Raw genomic sequence first — 16,767 nt, 5'->3', positions numbered from 1 at the left:
GTGGGTGAAATGGATATTAATGACGAAATTAGAGAATTTGGTGAAGGATTAAAAGATCGTCTGGAACCTTCGTTAGTTGACTTTGCCCTTGGTTATCTTGGGTTTTCAGAGAATGTATTAGCATTCGAAACGCTATGTGATCATATTGCTGATCATGATGTTGTGATCAGTAAAGATGAGTACACGCAAGTGCTTAAAATAGCTACTGATCTTGGTCTGGAAATTGATAGTAGGTATACATATATAAATCCAGAAAAATAACCGCTAAAACGTACAAATGCTCCCAACACCAACGTCAGGAGCATTTTTAAAAAGAGTTAGAAATGCGCAAAGGAAAGATTTCGTGCCGCAAGAAAGCGGATGTAACTAACTTTATGCAGCGATACAGACGCGCTAAGAAGTCAAATGCAAAAGTATGGATAATTTACTGAGCAGGATCTACGTTTCCTGTAAGAATTTAGACGTTAATTTCCGATTAGACAGGCGATTCTACTTTAGGTAAATTCTTCTAGTGATCCCAGTTCTAGAGCCGAGAATTGTTTACCAGCCATCAAGGCGATTAAAAGTGGAAGATCTTTGTCGCGCTATTCGACAAAAATTATGTATTGATCAGTTGATACCGAAAGTGTTGGAAGTTCTGACTGAAAATCCGTTGGCGGGTGAATATTACGATGGCGAACTAATTGCTGCCTTATCAACGATAAAAGGAGAAGATCTAAAAGATCAGAAAAGTACTCTTATCCAAATAAGGAAGCTCATAAACCAGCTAGCACATTCAAGCGTTAACAATAAGTTAAGAAAAGATATATTAAGAATAAATCAAATAATCATATAACGAATCCCGGCCACTGTGCCTGGATCGCTTAATCAGCCGTTAAGTTTACCCGCAATGCGGCGCTGGGCGCGAAGCTGGCGACCCTTGTCAAGGAGCAGAAAGACCTGACAGCCCGTGCCGCGCTGCACGGTATTGTGGCGGCGGCGCTGACGCAGCTGAGTGGCGGGAGCACTGCGGATGGCCTGAAGGCTGGTGCCATTGGAGCCATTACGGCCTCGGCGATGACGGACCATCTGGTTAGCGCGCTGTATGGAGATAAAAAATCCAGTGACCTGACAGCAGAGGAGAAACGGCTGGTCAGTAGCCTCGTGAGTATCGCGGGTGGGCTGGCAGGCGCTGCGGTGACGGATGGCAGTGTCTCCATGGCGGCGATGGCGTCAGAAACGGCGAAGGTGGAGGTTGAGAATAACTCGCTGAGTAAGGACAAACCAAATATCTTCGATATTAATCCAATGCTGAAAATTGGAATTGAGGATGCAGACGGAGAGTTGCTGAAAGGTGGCGGTGGAATAGCAAAAGATGGGGGGCGTGCAGTTAGTTCCCTGGAAGGAGCGAAGCTAAAAGAATACTATCGACAGGCTGAGAAATATGGGCAAGCTGGGGTTAAGGAACTGGAGAATGGAAATTATCGCTTTTATGGTGATATGACGCCTTCCAGAACAACTGGAGAAATGGCTGGAGCTCGACTGGTAAGAGAGTGGGATCCAAAAACAGGTCAAACCCGAACTTGGTATGAAACACTTGATCATGCTGGCAATATTCGTAGTGTGGCTCCGAAACCCGTTACTAATGATAAGAACCACCATATTTATGATGCTGATGGGAATTATCAAGGAAGGAGATAAATATGAACGAACTTCCAACGCGTTACGAAATTTCTAGCGTAATTAATAAGTTGAAAGTGGGTGTGGTAGACAGAACCTACGTTGCTCAATGGGCTTTTTCAATTATTGATGCGGATGATATTAGAATCACCGATCAAGTTGCCTGGAAAGTGATTCAAAGCTTAGGTGCTGTCGATCTTCCTTCCTCAGATCGAAATTACTTGTATGGTATTGATGATTTTAATGATTGGTTGCGATTATTGGAATCATGATATTAGAGCTCCCGGCCGCCAATCCGGGATCTTACTTTTATCGGTCAGGAAAAAGAGACAAGGTGGGTGAAGGTCCATTACCTGCAACGACTAACGCTATCATCGATACCCTTTCTGATACCGGAGATTTTTCAATAGGCTCCGCAGACTATGCTGCTGATGGGGCATTGGCTCTGACAGCCTGGCGATAGGTGACAGTTACTGCAATAAAGCTCTAAACGTCCTGGAAGGTAAGCATCAGGGCGTTGCAAATACCCTAAAAAACCTGATGAAAACTGAAGCCTGGTCAGCTATTGGGGAGATGGCAAATCAGGCTCTGGACGGGAGTCAGCTCGCAGTGGAAGGTATGGGTGCGCTGGCAGCATCTGCTCTACGCAGGATTGTCAAAGCAAAAAAGGCTGCATCCCGCAGCCTTTTCTCTCCCATTCACCCTTTCGGGAACACCCAAACATGCTTCTCAGGCAACGAAAGATGGCAGTGCTGCGGATCCCGAACCTCATGCCCATACGCGCGGATCACAAAATCATCTCCCACCGTGCGGAACAGGTACTCCCAGCGGTCGCCGAGATACATGCTGGTGAGCAGCGGCAGCTCAAGCTGATTTTCCCCAGGCCCCTCGACCACCGCCACGCGCTCGACGCGGATCACCGCCGTCGCTTCTTCACCGCTCTGCACCCCTTCACCGGCCTGGCCCCACAGCACCCAACCTTTTCCTTCGATACGCGCTTTGCCGTCGCGCACTTCGGTGACTTTGCCGTGCAGGCGGTTGTTGCTGCCCATAAACTCGGCGGTAAAAAGCGTTTTCGGCGAGCCGTACATCTCCTGCGGCGTGCCCTGTTGCTCAATTTTGCCGTTGTTAAGCAGCAGGATGCGGTCGGAAATCGACATCGCTTCGTTCTGGTCGTGCGTCACCATCAGCGCGGATAACCCGAGCTTGATAATCAGTTCGCGCAGGAACACGCGGGCCTCTTCGCGCAGCTTGGCGTCGAGGTTAGAGAGCGGTTCGTCCAGCAAAATCACCGGCGGGTTGTACACCAGCGCCCGGCCAATCGCCACGCGCTGCTGCTGTCCGCCGGAGAGCTGGTGCGGGTGACGTTTGCCAAGATGGCCCAGACCAAGCTGGTCCAGCACGTCCTGCACGCGCTGCTGGATCTCTTTGGCCGGGACTTTGCGCAGCTTGAGCGGATAGGCCACGTTCTCAAACACGGTCTTGTGCGGCCACAGGGCATAGGACTGGAACACCAGCCCAAGGTTACGCTCTTCCGCCGGGATCTCGCTGCGCGGCGTGCCGTCGTAAACTTTATTATTGCCAATGACAATCGACCCCTGCGTCGGTTTTTCCAGACCCGCGACGGCACGCAGCAGGGTGGTTTTACCGCTGCCGGAGGGGCCTAACAGGGAGACCACTTCGCCGCGCTTCAGGTTCATGGAGACACCTTTTAAAACAGGATTGTCGCCGTAGGTTAAGTGCAGATCGTCAACCGCTAATTCAATCATGTATTTTCACTCCGAAACGAAGGGCAATGCCCAGACCTACCACGACCAGCAGGATGTTAATGAAAGAGAGCGCCGCCACGATATCGATGGCACCCGCGGCCCAGAGGGAAACTAGCATCGAGCCGATGGTCTCCGTGCCGGGTGAAAGCAGGTACACACCCGTTGAATATTCGCGCTCAAAGATCAAGAACATCAGCAGCCACGAACCGATAAGACCGTAGCGGGAGAGCGGGATGGTGACGTGGCGGGTGATCTGCCCGCGCGTCGCCCCGGTGCTGCGCGCCGCTTCCTCAAGCTCTGGCCCTACCTGCAGCAGCGTGGAAGAGATAAGCCTCAGCCCGTAAGCCATCCACACCACGGTATAGGCCAGCCAGACGCTGAAAATGGTGCTGCGCAGCGAACGCAGCCAGACGATGACGTTTTCACGCATCCAGTCGGTCCAGGCGAACCCGGAAAGCCAGCCGGATTTCAGCGAGTTATCCAGCCACATCGGCAGGAACAGGAACACCCACAGGAACGCCAGACCCGCCAGCAGGCCAGGCACGGCGCGCGGCACCAGCACGCTGTAGTCCAGAAAACGCGTGGTGTTGTCCGGCTTGCGGTGCATGGCAATGCCGACAAACAGGTAGCACACCACGGCCAGCGCGCCGCCAATCACGCCAATCGCCATGGAGTTGACGATGGCGCGCAGCAGGTTGGGCTGCGCCCAGATGGTGCGGAAGGTGTTCAGAGAAAGCTCGTCCCACAGCGAAACGCCCACGCCCCAGTTGGAGATAAACGCGCGCAATACCACGCCGAGCAGCGGAACGCCGATGGTGACGGTGAGCCAGAAGGCAATCACTCCGCCAGCCACCCAGCGCCATTTACCCAGCGGCAGCGCGCGGGCCTGCGAAGCCTTGCCCTTCATGGTGACGAAGCGGTTGGCGGTGCGCATCAGGCGACGCTGGAGCATCACCAGCGGGATGGTGATGCAGATCAGCACCACGGCAACCGCCGCCATCAGGTTATAGGATGGGGTGCCCATCTTGTTCGTCAGCTTATAGAGATAGGTCGCCAGCACCATGTTGCCTTCCGGGTCGCCGAGGACCAGCATCAGGCCGAACACTTCCAGCCCGAGGAAGAACAGCAGCACGGTAGCGTACAGAATGGACGGGCGCACCATCGGCAGGCTGACGGAGGTCATCACCTGCCAGGGCGACGCGCCCGCGGTGCGCGCGGCTTCTTCCACATCGGAGCCCACACTGCGCAGCGCTGACGAGATATACAGATAGGCGTGCGGGACGTGCGTCAGGCCGGCGATGACCACAATGCTCGACATGTCGTAGATATTCCACGGCACAAAACCAATCAGCGCCTGAGCCCACTGGGAGAGAAAGCCCACCGGACCGGCGGCCACCACGTAGCCAAAGCCCAGCACCATCGGTGAAACGAAGATCGGGACCAGGATCAGCGGCTCAATCAGCCGGCGGCCGGGCAGGTCGGTACGCACCATCAGAAACGCCAGCACGCCGCCCAGCGGAATGGAGATAAAGACCAGCCCGAAAGCAAGAATAAAGCCGCTTTTCAGGGCCTTATAAAAATCAGGGTCGGTGAAAATAAATTCAAATGATTCAAAGCTCCACTCTTTTGACGGCGAAAAGAACGGGGCGGACAGGAAGCTCTGTATCACGATAAACGACAGCGGGGTGTAGATAACCAGGGCGGTTATCAGCACGACGATGCCTCGCGGCAGGCTTTGCCACTTTCTGCGTAATGTATTCATGGGGTATCCCTGGTGTTGCGGCCCAGAAAAACGAACTCAGTCGATAAGGGAGCGCGGCGGCCTGCGCCGCGCTCAGACGCTTATTTACCGGCGGCGGTACGCCACTCTTTGATGTACTCCAGGCGTTTTTTCGGCTGCAGGTATTCCAGCAGCGTTTCATCAACCGGAATTGGCTTCAGCGCGTTGCCGAGGATTTTGGTCAGGCCGTCGATATCATTTTTCCCTTCGATATCGTTACGAATGGAGGGAATGTCTGCCTGATTGGCCAGAATGTTTTGCCCTTGTTCAGACAGCACATAGTCCAGCCACAGCTTCGCGGCGTTGCTGTTTTGCGATTGCTGGCTGATGAACGACACGCGAGACAGCACCAGGGTGTAATCTTTTGGATAGGAAATGCCGAGCGAAGGATCGTTCTTCGCGCGCGCTTCCGCGTAGGAACCGAGGATGTTGAATCCGATCAGGTTTTCACCGGAGGAGACGCGCTCCATCATGGTGCCGGTAGACGACTGCACCGATAAGCCACCTTTGGCGACGTCGGCCAGGGTTTTGAAGTAATTAGGATCGGCGTTGTGATCCTGAACCGAGAGCATAAAGCCCAGACCCGATTTTTCGATGTCGTAGGTGGTGACTTTGCCCTTGAATTTGTCCGTCTGGCTGGCAATCAGTTTCGCCAGCGCGGCGTGAGAATCCGGCACGTCGCCAGCCGGGATCAGGCGCTTGTTGTAGATAAAGACCACCGGCTCATAGGTAGTACCATAAGCCTTATCCTTCCAGACCGCCCATTTCGGCAGCTGGCTTTGCTCCGGCGATTTATACTCCATGGCGTAGTCGGTGGCGAGCTTCAGGCCGGTGTCCATAGAGGAGCTCCAGACCACGTCGCCGCTCACGCCACCGGAGGCCTGTTCGCTGATGAAGCGGTTGTACAGCTCGGTGCTGTTCATGTCGTTGTATTCGACTTTAATGCCCGGGTAGGTTTTTTCGAAGCCCTGGATCAGCGGTCCGGCGGCCTTGATGTCGGTGGTGGAGTAAATAACAACCTTGCCCTCTTTCGTTGCGGCATCAACAACTTTTAGATACTCAGCAGGATAGCCCTGCGGCAGGGCAGAGAGTGCAGAAGCAGAGAACAGTACAGTAGCGGTAAGCAGAGAAATTCGGAACGTGTTCGACATTATAGTTAACCTTTTAGTTACATTTGAGGAACTAATTGTCAACATAGCGTATCGGGCTCCACCCACAAGAGGGTGAAGCGGGCAATGATTCCGAAGTGTGATTGTCGCCGTCGTTTCAGCAATTAACACCATAAAATCCGCGAACGTTAGCCTGTGAACGGTTCTGGATTACGGTTTATCGGGCGCTTTGCGGTATAACCTTCGCGGATGACCAATATTGCCATACAGCATTTCGACGCTGATTAACCCGCTCTCCACGCAGTATTCAAGGTAGCGACGCCCCGTGGTTTTGCTGATCCCCACGTTTTCCACCACCTCTTCAACCGACATCGCGGTGTCGGGATGCTCGGCAAACAGGTTTTTAATCCGTTCCAGCGTTTGGGGTTCAATGCCCTTCGTCGACGGCGTAATGGAGGCTTCCGCAGCGGGAAGATTAAACAGGCGATCCAGCGCATGCTGATCGACCACCTTCACCTGCTGCACGGTGTGGATAAAACGCATAAACCGCTCCAGCGAGGCGTGCAGGCGCTGGAAAAAGACGGGCTTAATCAGGTAGTCAAACGCGCCGCTGCGCATGGCGTGGCTGCAGGTCTGCATATCGCTGGCGGCGGTGATGAAAATCACCGAGCATTCGTAGCTTTTCAGTAGCGGATTATCAATTAACTCCACGCCTTTACCGTCCGGGAGATAGTTGTCCAGCAGGATAAGTCGCGGCTGGTACTGACGAATCAGGCTGCATGCCTGCTCAATCGACGCGGCGATGCCCACCACGCGCAGATGGAAATTCTGCTCGATATACTCGCGATGCAGCTCCGCCAGGTGCGGCTCATCTTCAACTATCACAACGTCAAGTGGTCGAGTCATGCTGTCGCCCATTCGGAATAAACACAGAAAAAATAGTGCCCTGCGGCGTGTTGTCGGCAATCTCAATGCTGCCGCCGGCCTTGTCGATATATCCTGCCACCAGGAACAGGCCAATACCGTGCTCGGTACCCACAATGTCGTTTTCGCTGTCCGGCTTGCTGCTGAATCCCTGGCGGAAAATGTGCGGCTTCAACGCATCGTCCACCCCGCAGCCCCGGTCAGCCACCTCGATCAGTAGCTCCTGGTTACGGTCAGAAATGTAGAGTTCTACCGGCGCGTGGACCGGCGCGTAGAGTGTCGCCTCCACGGCGTTGTCCAGCAGGTTACCAATAATGGACATCAGCTCCGTTTCACTCAGCGCGGCAGGCATCCGGGTGAGCTGGCAGGCGGGGTCAAACAGCAGCTCGATGCCTTTTTCGCGCGCGCTGACGTATTTTCCGAGCAGCAGCCCGCACAGCGCCGGGGAGACAAAATGGGCTGAGACAAAGTCCAGCACGCGCTGCGCGCCTTCTGACTGCACCTGAATGTAACGGATCGCCTCGTCATAATGTTTCATCTGCAGTAGCCCGACCAGAGTGGCGGTCCAGTTCAGCTGTTCGTGGCGCATAATGCGCAGGTTATCCGCATAGCGTTTGATCTGACTGAGCTGGCTGCTGAGCGTGTTGATGTCATTTTTGTCGCGAAAGCTGTATACCCAACCGCTTTCAACGCCCGGTTCGACCTCAATGGCTACCCGGTTGACGATCACCTCGCGCTGGTTCAGCACCGCAATCTGGTCGTGGCTCCCGCTGCTCACCGAGGCGTAGCGCTGGGATAAAAAGCCCGGCGCCGTCTGCAGAATGTCTTCCAGCGGTTTACCGATAAGTTCTTTCTCATTTTGCCGAATATCCAGCATTTCTCGTGCCGCGCGGTTAATTAAAATCAGCTGCTTCTCGCCATTAACGGCAAATACCCCTTCGTACATGGCTTCTAATAGCGCGCGCTGCTGCAAAACCAGCTGAGCGATATCTTTCGGCTCCAGCCGGAACATCTGTTTTTTTAAATTGCGGGTAAACAGCCAGGAGAAAATAAACAGCAGCAGCAGAAGCGCTGCGCCGTATAGCCCGGACTGCCAGAGAATGCGGGCGTTAATATTGGCAATATATGACGTCAGATAGCCGACCGAGACAATGCCAATCACCTGATGCTGCGCGTTGAAGATGGGGGCTTTGCTGCGTAGCGACACGCCAATTCCGCCCTGACGCACGGAAATAATGGTTTTGCCCTTTAACACTTCTGCATTATCCCCGCCGATCATCGGTAAATTAATACGCTCCGGGGATTCCGAATGATAAAGGTGCTGTTCCTCGGTATCGCCAATCACAATGTAGCTGGCATCGCTTTCGGCGCGCAGCGGCTGAATTAACCGGGCTATTCCCGGAATATCTCTGGCCGCTACCATTGCCGCCAGACCCGGCATCAGCGCGATCTGGCTGGCCTGAACCCGGGCGCGCTGGCCGAGATCGTGATGGAGCTGTCGGTCAATAAAATGGAAAAGGATTGTTCCCAGCAGAACTAACAGCAGGCAGGAGAAGCACACCAGCGCTAAAAACAGCTTTACCTGAAAAGAGAGTCTGCGTTTCATTCAACCTGCGGAAGTTATGTAAAAGTGACATTTGCCGAGCCTGACATGGGCCAATAGCGGACGCAATCTGGCGAGAAAAGAGTTGTGACCTGGCTTTTCGTTTTCGGCGTTATAGCCATCAGGATCCCGTAAGGCTATGCTTCATTCAGCACGATAATAATTACAGAGGCAATGTCATGGATAAAGAACTACTGGATGCGGGTTACCGGGCCTATACCGGCGAGAAAATTGACGTTTACTTCAATACCGGGATCTGCAAACACTCAGGTAACTGCGTGCGTGGGAGCGCAAAGCTGTTTAATCTGAAACGTAAGCCGTGGATCATTCCCGATGAAGTGGACGTTGAAACGGTTGTACGCGTGATTGATACCTGCCCGAGCGGTGCGCTGAAGTATCGCCAAAAATAAGCGAGGAACCATGGATATTCTGGAAGGCCATAACAAGTTTTACGTCAATGATGCGAACGGCAACCAGGTCGCGGAGATTGTCTTTGTACCGACCGGCGAGCACCTGAGCATTATCGAGCACACCGATGTGGATGAAAGCCTGAAAGGGCAGGGCGTCGGTAAACAGCTGGTGGCGAAAGTGGTGGAGAAGATGCGCGGTGAGAACCGTAAAATTATCCCGCTGTGCCCGTTCGCGAAGCATGAGTTTGATAAAACGCGGGAATATGACGATATTCGGGCGTAAATAACACCGGCGATGGCCGGTGTTTTTTTATCTTACCTGCTCAAACAGCAATACCATCGCGATCAGCACCATTATCCCTCCTGACGCCATGCTCACCCTACGCGCCGCCTGTGGCCGGGTCGCCAGTACCGCTTTCGAACCATACCCCACCAGCAGATAGACCAGCGTACAGGTGATAAGGTGCATCACACCAAGCGCGGACATCTGCATCGCTAGCGACCAGCTTCCGGTCGGGTCGGTAAACTGCGGAAGCAGCGCCAGGAAAAGCAAAAAGACTTTCGGGTTAAGGCCGCTAATGCAGAGCCCTTTCACCGCCCACTGTCTCCAGTTTCCCGCATGGTGGGTGGCCTTTTCCGGTGCGGCCGGGTGACGCAACAGCCCGATGCCAAGCCAGAGGAGATACACGGCCCCCGCAACGGTCAGCCCGGTTAACGCCAGCGGATGCTGAGCAATCACTACGCCCACGCCAGCCACCACAATCAGCGTAGCTAACAGATGCCCGGACATTAACCCCATCACCGCCGGTACCACGCGTCGCCCGTTAATCCCGGCGCTAATGGCGTAGGCCCAGTCGGCGCCCGGCGTCATGATGAGCAGAAAAGAAACCACCCAAAAGCCGGCCACAATACTCATTTCCATCGTTCTGAAAACTCCCGCAGTGCGTCAAACGTTGAGAAAAAGAATATCGCTAACCCTGCGAAATAGGCTTTCAATGTTATGCTCATAACACCGTGAAAATGAGAAAATCTTCCACATGGATAGCATCGATCGAAAAATTCTTGCTGAGCTACAGTCTGATGGCCGTTTATCCCTGACCGAGCTGGCGGAAAGAGTGAATCTGAGCCTCTCGCCGTGCCATCGTCGCGTGCGGGCGCTGGAGCAAAGCGGGGCCATAACGGGATACCGTGCCAGCCTCGACCCCGCCAAAATGGGGTTCAACTTCCTGGCGATAGTGTTTGCGACGCTGAAGGAGGGTGACAGAAAGGCGGTTAGCGCGTTTGAAGCGGCGGTGGAGGAAATCCCGCAGATCGTGCTGGCACAGCGTCTGTTTGGCGATCCCGATTATCTGATGCACGTCGTGACCCGCGACCTGTCCGCTTTCCAGAAACTCTACGACGAGAAGCTCTCCGCCATGCCCGGCGTGCAGCACCTTCGCTCTACGCTTGTGATGAAAACGGTCGTGCAGGACAGACCTTTTCCGCTGGAATCAGCAGGGCGAGACTGAGAGGCATGCCCGGCAGAACGCCGGGCATGCAGGGCGTTTAGCCGACAAACATCACCGACACGCACAGCACGCCGACGATCAGCGTCAGCAGGTTGCCAATGGAGCGGTACTGTTTCAGGGAGGGGATCAGATACGTCGACAGCGTCGGCATGATAAACAAGATCATGGCGATAAGCGGGCCGCTGATGGCGTAAATCATCGAAATGGCGTTCGGGTTAATGCAGCAGACGGCAAAGGTGATTAACGACACCCCCATAATGGAAATCGCGCGGTTAAAGGCGCGGCTCTTTTTCACGCCCACCTGATTGAGCGACGACTTCACGATCTCCGTCGCCCCTTCAATCACCCCAAAATAGGTGCCGAGGAACGATTTCGACATCGCAATAATCGCCACGATAATCCCGGAAATGCCCAGCCACGCCGGAGAAGAAGGCATCATCGACAGCGCGGACAGGATCGTTACCCCTTGCTCTTTGGCGGTCACAATGTACGACGGCGGAATTGAGAGCAGACAGCTGAAGACAAAAAACAGCACGCTCAGGCAGATGATCAGGTATGCCACCTTCATGATTTTCTTGCATTTATCCATAGCACCGTCGGCAAATTTCTCGCGACGGTCAACGGCAAACGTTGAGATAATCGGGGTATGGCTGAAAGCAAACACCATCACCGGAATCGAAATCCATACCTGATGCAGCGTATGGCGATCGACGGCCATCTGGCTGGTCAACAGCGAGGGTTGCCAGCTTCCGGTCAGATAGAGCGAGACAAACAGGAAATAGGCAATCAGCGGAAACACCAGGAAGCCCATCACTTTTATCGTGATATGGCGCCCCATCAGGAAGATCAGATTCAGAACCAGCACCACCCCCAGGCTGACCAGCACGCGAACGGCGGTATCCACCGTCAGGTGTTTCGCCAGCTGCTCCGTGAGCGAGTTGGTGATGGCCACCGCATAAATCTGTACCACCACAAAGAAGGCGATGAAATAGAGCGTGGTGATCAGGTTGCCAATCTTCCTGCCGTAATAGTGCGAGACGGCGCCGGTGATCCCTTCGTTGCCTTTTGTTTTCGACGACAGGATAAATTGCGCCAGCGCCCGGTGCGGCCAGTAGGTTAAGGGGTAGGCCACGAGGGCGGTAATAAACAGGACGATAGCGCCTGCGGAGCCCAGCTGAATGGGCAAGAACAGCGTTCCTGCGCCCACGGCCGTGCCATAGAGAGCGAAACTCCAGAGAGTCTCATCTTTTGACCAAATTTTCGACATTAGAGCAACGTATCAACTATCAAACCATCGGAATGGCGTGCAATTTACCATAGTTATGCACGGAGAGCGCAGTTGCTTCGACGGAGTTTGGCCGGAACGGGCGTCCGGCCAGAGGCGGTTTAGCCTGCCAGGGCGCGCCGTTGCTGGCGACGCTTAAGAAATTTCTCGCGCAGGCTATCGTATGCCCAGTTATAGAACATGGTGTACGGCAGGAAGAACAGGAAGAAACCTATTTCAAGCGTGAATGCCTGAAGCAGCGTAACGCCCAGCACGGCGGCGACAATCGACACGCCAATCACGATAAACCCGCATTCGAACCCCAGCGCATGCAGCGCGCGCACTTTCGCAGTACGTTTGACGCGCTGAACCGGCCAGAAACGGTCGAAGCCGAAGTTATAAAGAATGTTCCACAGCATGGCGGTGGTGGCCAGAATAATGGTCAACCCACCCATCTCCACCACGGAACGCTGCATCAGCCACGCCGCCGTAGGGGCGAGGATCGCCGTAGCAATCCCTTCGAAACAGACAGCATGAAAGATCCGCTCCGGCAGTTTACGTTGGAGTGCATCCTGATGTTGCATAGTCATAGACCTCATTAATTCGCCGGTATGGGCGTTGATGCAGCCTATTTTCATCGCTAAAGCTGATATATTAAAGATGGTATCCATCGCTAAAGTAGATAGGTTATGCGCTATTCACCCGAAGCCCTTAAGGCGTTTGTCGAGACCGTTGCGGCGGGCTCTTTTTCCGCTGCCGCACGCCGGCTGCGTAAAAGCCAGTCGACGATCAGCACGTCGATTGCCAATCTTGAAGCCGATCTCGGTTTCGAGCTGTTTGACCGCTCGGCACGCCAGCCGGTGTTAACGGTCCAGGGAGAACAGGTGCTGGGCTACGTGCAGGCTATTCTCGCCGCCAGCACGCGGCTGGATGAGCTGGCGGTATCGCTAACGGCGCAAACGGAGGCGCGTCTGACGTTTGTCCTTTCCGATACCCTCAACCCGGACGTGCTGGAAGAGATGATGAAACAGTTTGACGCGCGTTTTCCCCATACGGAATTCGAATGTCTGATTGGCGAGGAAGAGGATGTGATCGATCTGCTGCAAAAGGAGCGAGCGCAGATTGGCCTGACGGAAGCGCGCGACAGTTACCCTACGGATATTGGCGTCACCCGCCTGCCGATGCAGACCCGCATGGCGATCTACGTCGCGATCGCGCATCCGCTGGCCGGACAACATGACGTTCAGCATGACGAGCTGCACGGCTGGCGAGAGCTGCGGCTCAGCACCTATCTTGAGCGCGAGGCTGAGATCGCGCGCGGGCCCGTCTGGTCAGCACCGAATTACCTGTTACTCTTGAGTATGGCGGTACAGGGATTTGGCTGGTGCGTGCTGCCGTGCGCGCTGGTGGATGAATTTGCCGCCGCGAAATCCCTGGTACAGCTCAATGTTCCCGGCTGGCCGCGGGCGATCGGCATCGATCTGCTGTGGAATAAACGATCCCCTCCCGGCGTTGCCGGCAGCTGGCTGCGGCAGTATCTGCAGGATGCGCGCTGATCCTTGTGATTAAACTCACTATTTTTAAACAATTAAGATAATTGCCAGTAACAATCCTCTACTATCGTCATGTCATTTAACACAGAGGTCGTGATGAAAGATGTCGTAATAGTGGGTGCGTTGCGTACAGCTATCGGCTGTTTTCAGGGAGCGCTCGCGCGTCACTCGGCGGTTGACCTGGGCAGCGTGGTGGTAAAAGCGCTGGTGGAACGCAGCGGGATCGCAGCATATGAAGTTGATGAGGTGATCCTGGGACAGGTCCTCACGGCCGGTGCCGGGCAAAACCCTGCGCGTCAGGCGGCGCTGAAGGGCGGGCTGCCCAATACCGTTTCGGCCATCACCATCAACGACGTCTGTGGTTCAGGATTAAAAGCGCTGCATCTCGCGACGCAAGCCATTCAGTGTGGTGAAGCGGACGTGATCATCGCGGGCGGGCAGGAGAATATGAGCCGCGCGCCGCACGTGTTGACCGACAGCCGGACCGGCGCACAGCTTGGCAACAGTCAGCTGCTCGACAGCCTGGTGCATGACGGGCTTTGGGATGCGTTCAATGACTATCATATGGGCGTGACGGCGGAAAACCTGGCGCGCGAGTACGGCATCAGCCGTGAGGTGCAGGATGCCTATGCGCTAAGCTCGCAGCAAAAAGCGCGTGCGGCGATTGATTCCGGTCGCTTTCGCGACGAGATTGTCCCGGTCAGCACGCAGCGTCAGAGCGGCGAGCGTATCCTCGTGGATACCGATGAACAGCCGCGCACCGACGCCAGCGCTGAAGGCCTGGCGAGGCTGAATCCCGCGTTTGAAATGCAGGGCTCGGTGACGGCGGGAAATGCCTCTTCCATTAACGACGGCGCTGCTGCCGTTATGATGATGAGCGAAAGCAAAGCCCTTGAACTCGATCTTCCCGTCCTGGCCCGCATTAAGGCGTTCGCCAGCGTAGGGGTTGATCCTGCGTTAATGGGGATCGCACCGGTCTACGCGACACGCCGCTGCCTGGAGCGCGCGGGGTGGCAGCTTTCGGATGTGGATCTGATCGAGGTGAACGAAGCCTATGCCGCGCAGGCGATCTCCGTCGGAAAAATGCTGGAGTGGGATCCTCTGCGGGTCAACGTTAACGGTGGCGCGATCGCGCTGGGCCATCCTATCGGTGCGTCCGGCTGCCGGATCCTGGTTTCGCTGGTCCACGAAATGAAAAAGCGCAATGCCCGCAAAGGGATTGCCACACTCTGTATAGGCGGCGGGCAAGGGGTGGCGCTGGCTATCGAACGCTAACCTCTTCTCATTAAAAATGACCTCCTCCGGGAGGTTTTTTTTCGCGTTTTTTTTCTCCCGGCGGCTTAATTGTGATCCGAACATCATTTTCGCTATAAACAAAAATAAAAATGAAACATTGTTTTAAATATAATTGAAAAGCCCGCTTTATGCCGATAGTATGTGCTCATTATGAAAAACGGAACGCTGTTTCGTTTATTTCCGCCTTCGGGCATGACCACATCTGGAGGTTACCGTGGACGTCAGAGAAAGCATCCACAGTGCGCACGCCAAAACGCTGGATACTCAGGGGCTGCGCAATGCATTTTTAGTCGAGCAGGTATTCGAGGCCGACAGGTACACCATGGTTTACAGCCATATCGACCGCATCATTGTGGGCGGGATTCTGCCCGTCACGAAAAGTGTCTCCGTGGGCGGTGAGGTCGGTAAACAGCTGGGCGTGAGCTACTTCCTCGAGCGTCGCGAGCTGGGGGTGATTAACATCGGCGGGCCGGGCACCATCACCGTAGACGGAAAATGCTATGAGATTGGCCATCGCGAGGCGCTGTACGTGGGTAAAGGGGCGAAAGACGTGGTCTTTGCCAGCATCGACGGCAGCAGGCCTGCGAAGTTTTACTACAACTGCGCGCCGGCTCACTCCACCTACCCAACCAAAAAAGTGACCACCGCAGACGTCGCACCCGTGACGCTGGGTGACAACCTCACCAGCAACCGCCGCACCATCAATAAATACTTCGTGCCGGACGTGCTGGAGACCTGCCAGCTCAGCATGGGATTGACCGAGCTGGCACCGGGCAACCTGTGGAACACCATGCCGTGCCATACCCACGAGCGCCGCATGGAAGTCTACTTCTACTTCAATATGGATGAGGACGCCTGCGTATTCCACATGATGGGACAGCCGCAGGAAACGCGCCATATCGTGATGCACAACGAGCAGGCGGTGATTTCACCGAGCTGGTCCATTCACTCTGGCGTAGGGACGAAAGCCTACACCTTTATCTGGGGAATGGTGGGGGAAAACCAGGTCTTTGATGATATGGACCACGTTGCGGTCAGCGATCTGCGCTAGTCGCGGGCGGTGAAGCATAAACCTGCCTGTGAGTGACAGGCTCTGAAAGAGTAAGGAATAAACATGATTTTGGATGCATTCTCTCTGCAGGGGAAAGTGGCTGTGGTTTCCGGGTGTGACACCGGGCTGGGTCAGGGAATGGCGTTAGGCCTGGCGGAAGCGGGCTGCGATATCGTCGGAATTAATATCGTTGAACCGACTGAGACCATCGAACGCGTGACGGCCCTGGGCCGCCGTTTCCTGAGCCTGACCGCTGACCTGCGTAAAATCGATGCCATTCCTGAACTGCTGGACCGCGCGGTGGCTGAATTCGGTCATATCGACATTCTGGTGAACAACGCCGGGCTGATCCGCCGCGAAGACGCGATCGGCTTCAGCGAGCGCGACTGGGATGACGTGATGAATTTGAACATCAAGAGCGTATTTTTCATGTCCCAGGCGGCGGCGAAGCATTTTATTGCACAGGGGCAAGGCGGCAAAATCATCAATATTGCCTCTATGCTCTCGTTCCAGGGCGGCATCCGCGTGCCGTCTTACACCGCGTCCAAAAGCGCCGTGATGGGCGTGACCCGCCTGCTGGCAAACGAATGGGCGAAACATAACATCAACGTGAATGCGATTGCGCCGGGCTACATGGCGACCAACAACACGCAGCAGCTGCGTGCTGACGAAGAGCGCAGCGCGGCGATCCTCGAGCGTATCCCTGCGGGACGCTGGGGTCTGCCGAGCGATCTGATGGGGCCGATTGTCTTCCTGGCCTCCTCCGCCTCGGATTACATCAACGGTTACACCGTGGCTGTAGACGGCGGCTGGCTGGCGCGTTAATTCCACCTGTATTAAG

Annotated in this window: 20 protein-coding genes; 11 read left to right on the top strand and 9 right to left on the bottom strand. The window is 54.9% G+C overall.

Translation table 11 applies throughout. The features are described from left to right. The first annotated feature begins 9 nt into the window (after positions 1 to 9). Complete coding sequence (locus tag NI40_RS18090) at positions 10 to 261, top strand: MafI family immunity protein (RefSeq protein WP_039263471.1); 252 nt, start codon at positions 10 to 12, stop codon at positions 259 to 261. Positions 262 to 511: 250 nt separating this feature from the next. Beyond that, the gene (locus tag NI40_RS18085; RefSeq protein WP_257721148.1) at positions 512 to 835 is read left to right on the top strand and encodes a contact-dependent growth inhibition system immunity protein; all 324 of its coding nucleotides are present in this window, start codon (positions 512 to 514) and stop codon (positions 833 to 835) included. Positions 836 to 867: 32 nt separating this feature from the next. On the opposite strand, the gene NI40_RS24155 is transcribed toward NI40_RS18085, so the two are convergent. Further along, positions 868 to 1,068 (bottom strand): hypothetical protein, encoded by a 201-nt coding sequence (locus tag NI40_RS24155; RefSeq protein ID WP_039263302.1) that lies wholly within the window; start codon positions 1,066 to 1,068, stop codon positions 868 to 870. Here NI40_RS24155 and NI40_RS24360 point away from each other — a divergent pair. Both NI40_RS24360 and NI40_RS18070 read left to right on the top strand, forming a co-directional pair. Next, positions 1,057 to 1,680 (top strand): VENN motif pre-toxin domain-containing protein, encoded by a 624-nt coding sequence (locus tag NI40_RS24360; RefSeq protein WP_039263303.1) that lies wholly within the window; start codon positions 1,057 to 1,059, stop codon positions 1,678 to 1,680. The genes NI40_RS24155 and NI40_RS24360 overlap by 12 nt on opposite strands. Before the next feature lie 2 nt (positions 1,681 to 1,682). After that, complete coding sequence (locus tag NI40_RS18070) at positions 1,683 to 1,931, top strand: hypothetical protein (RefSeq protein WP_045143038.1); 249 nt, start codon at positions 1,683 to 1,685, stop codon at positions 1,929 to 1,931. A gap of 426 nt (positions 1,932 to 2,357) precedes the next feature. On the opposite strand, the gene NI40_RS18065 is transcribed toward NI40_RS18070, so the two are convergent. From NI40_RS18065 to NI40_RS18045, 5 genes are all read right to left on the bottom strand, one after another. Beyond that, positions 2,358 to 3,428, bottom strand: coding sequence for an ABC transporter ATP-binding protein (locus NI40_RS18065; protein ID WP_039263304.1), 1,071 nt, complete (start codon positions 3,426 to 3,428; stop codon positions 2,358 to 2,360). Next, positions 3,421 to 5,190: an ABC transporter permease gene (locus tag NI40_RS18060; RefSeq protein WP_023309073.1), complete on the bottom strand. Its 1,770-nt coding sequence runs from the start codon at positions 5,188 to 5,190 to the stop codon at positions 3,421 to 3,423. Before NI40_RS18060 ends, NI40_RS18065 begins: the two co-directional genes overlap by 8 nt. Positions 5,191 to 5,270: 80 nt before the next feature. Then, positions 5,271 to 6,359 carry an ABC transporter substrate-binding protein gene (locus NI40_RS18055; RefSeq protein ID WP_039263305.1) on the bottom strand — a complete coding sequence of 363 codons (1,089 nt, stop codon included), beginning with the start codon at positions 6,357 to 6,359 and terminating at the stop codon, positions 5,271 to 5,273. A 168-nt stretch (positions 6,360 to 6,527) separates the two neighbouring features. Next, positions 6,528 to 7,223 carry a response regulator gene (locus tag NI40_RS18050; protein WP_127353301.1) on the bottom strand — a complete coding sequence of 232 codons (696 nt, stop codon included), beginning with the start codon at positions 7,221 to 7,223 and terminating at the stop codon, positions 6,528 to 6,530. After that, positions 7,207 to 8,847 (bottom strand): ATP-binding protein, encoded by a 1,641-nt coding sequence (locus NI40_RS18045; RefSeq protein WP_039263307.1) that lies wholly within the window; start codon positions 8,845 to 8,847, stop codon positions 7,207 to 7,209. Before NI40_RS18045 ends, NI40_RS18050 begins: the two co-directional genes overlap by 17 nt. Before the next feature lie 176 nt (positions 8,848 to 9,023). On the opposite strand from NI40_RS18045, the gene yjdI reads away from it, so the two are divergent. Both yjdI and NI40_RS18035 read left to right on the top strand, forming a co-directional pair. Continuing rightward, entirely contained in the window at positions 9,024 to 9,254 is a 231-nt protein-coding gene (gene yjdI / locus NI40_RS18040; RefSeq protein ID WP_008499689.1) for a 4Fe-4S mono-cluster protein YjdI, read from the top strand. A 10-nt stretch (positions 9,255 to 9,264) separates the two neighbouring features. Next, the gene (locus tag NI40_RS18035) at positions 9,265 to 9,537 is read left to right on the top strand and encodes a GNAT family N-acetyltransferase (RefSeq protein WP_008499687.1); all 273 of its coding nucleotides are present in this window, start codon (positions 9,265 to 9,267) and stop codon (positions 9,535 to 9,537) included. Positions 9,538 to 9,564: 27 nt separating this feature from the next. Here the strand turns inward: NI40_RS18035 and NI40_RS18030 are convergent, their stop codons facing one another. Beyond that, entirely contained in the window at positions 9,565 to 10,176 is a 612-nt protein-coding gene (locus NI40_RS18030; protein WP_039263308.1) for a LysE family translocator, read from the bottom strand. Between the two features lie 115 nt (positions 10,177 to 10,291). Between NI40_RS18030 and NI40_RS18025 the strand changes: the two genes are divergently transcribed. Then, positions 10,292 to 10,762, top strand: a complete 471-nt coding sequence (locus NI40_RS18025) for an Lrp/AsnC family transcriptional regulator (RefSeq protein WP_023309067.1) — start codon at positions 10,292 to 10,294, stop codon at positions 10,760 to 10,762. Between the two features lie 37 nt (positions 10,763 to 10,799). Here NI40_RS18025 and NI40_RS18020 read toward each other — a convergent pair whose 3' ends face one another. Both NI40_RS18020 and NI40_RS18015 read right to left on the bottom strand, forming a co-directional pair. Next, entirely contained in the window at positions 10,800 to 12,029 is a 1,230-nt protein-coding gene (locus NI40_RS18020; protein WP_039263311.1) for an amino acid permease, read from the bottom strand. A gap of 119 nt (positions 12,030 to 12,148) precedes the next feature. Beyond that, positions 12,149 to 12,610, bottom strand: coding sequence for a multidrug/biocide efflux PACE transporter (locus tag NI40_RS18015; protein WP_039263312.1), 462 nt, complete (start codon positions 12,608 to 12,610; stop codon positions 12,149 to 12,151). A gap of 105 nt (positions 12,611 to 12,715) precedes the next feature. On the opposite strand from NI40_RS18015, the gene NI40_RS18010 reads away from it, so the two are divergent. The 4 genes from NI40_RS18010 to kduD all read left to right on the top strand — a co-directional run bounded on the left by NI40_RS18010 (position 12,716) and on the right by kduD (position 16,751). Beyond that, positions 12,716 to 13,582, top strand: coding sequence for a LysR family transcriptional regulator (locus NI40_RS18010; protein WP_039263313.1), 867 nt, complete (start codon positions 12,716 to 12,718; stop codon positions 13,580 to 13,582). A gap of 93 nt (positions 13,583 to 13,675) precedes the next feature. Then, entirely contained in the window at positions 13,676 to 14,854 is a 1,179-nt protein-coding gene (locus NI40_RS18005; RefSeq protein WP_039263314.1) for an acetyl-CoA C-acetyltransferase, read from the top strand. A gap of 235 nt (positions 14,855 to 15,089) precedes the next feature. Further along, entirely contained in the window at positions 15,090 to 15,926 is an 837-nt protein-coding gene (gene kduI, locus NI40_RS18000) for a 5-dehydro-4-deoxy-D-glucuronate isomerase (RefSeq protein ID WP_039263316.1), read from the top strand. 63 nt (positions 15,927 to 15,989) lie between these two features. Further along, positions 15,990 to 16,751 (top strand): 2-dehydro-3-deoxy-D-gluconate 5-dehydrogenase KduD, encoded by a 762-nt coding sequence (kduD, locus tag NI40_RS17995; RefSeq protein ID WP_039263317.1) that lies wholly within the window; start codon positions 15,990 to 15,992, stop codon positions 16,749 to 16,751. Positions 16,752 to 16,767 lie beyond the last annotated feature (16 nt).

It is taken from the genome of Enterobacter sp. E20, assembly GCF_000801755.2.
Lineage (GTDB): Bacteria > Pseudomonadota > Gammaproteobacteria > Enterobacterales > Enterobacteriaceae > Enterobacter > Enterobacter asburiae_B.
This window is presented reverse-complemented; position numbering and strand designations above follow the sequence as displayed.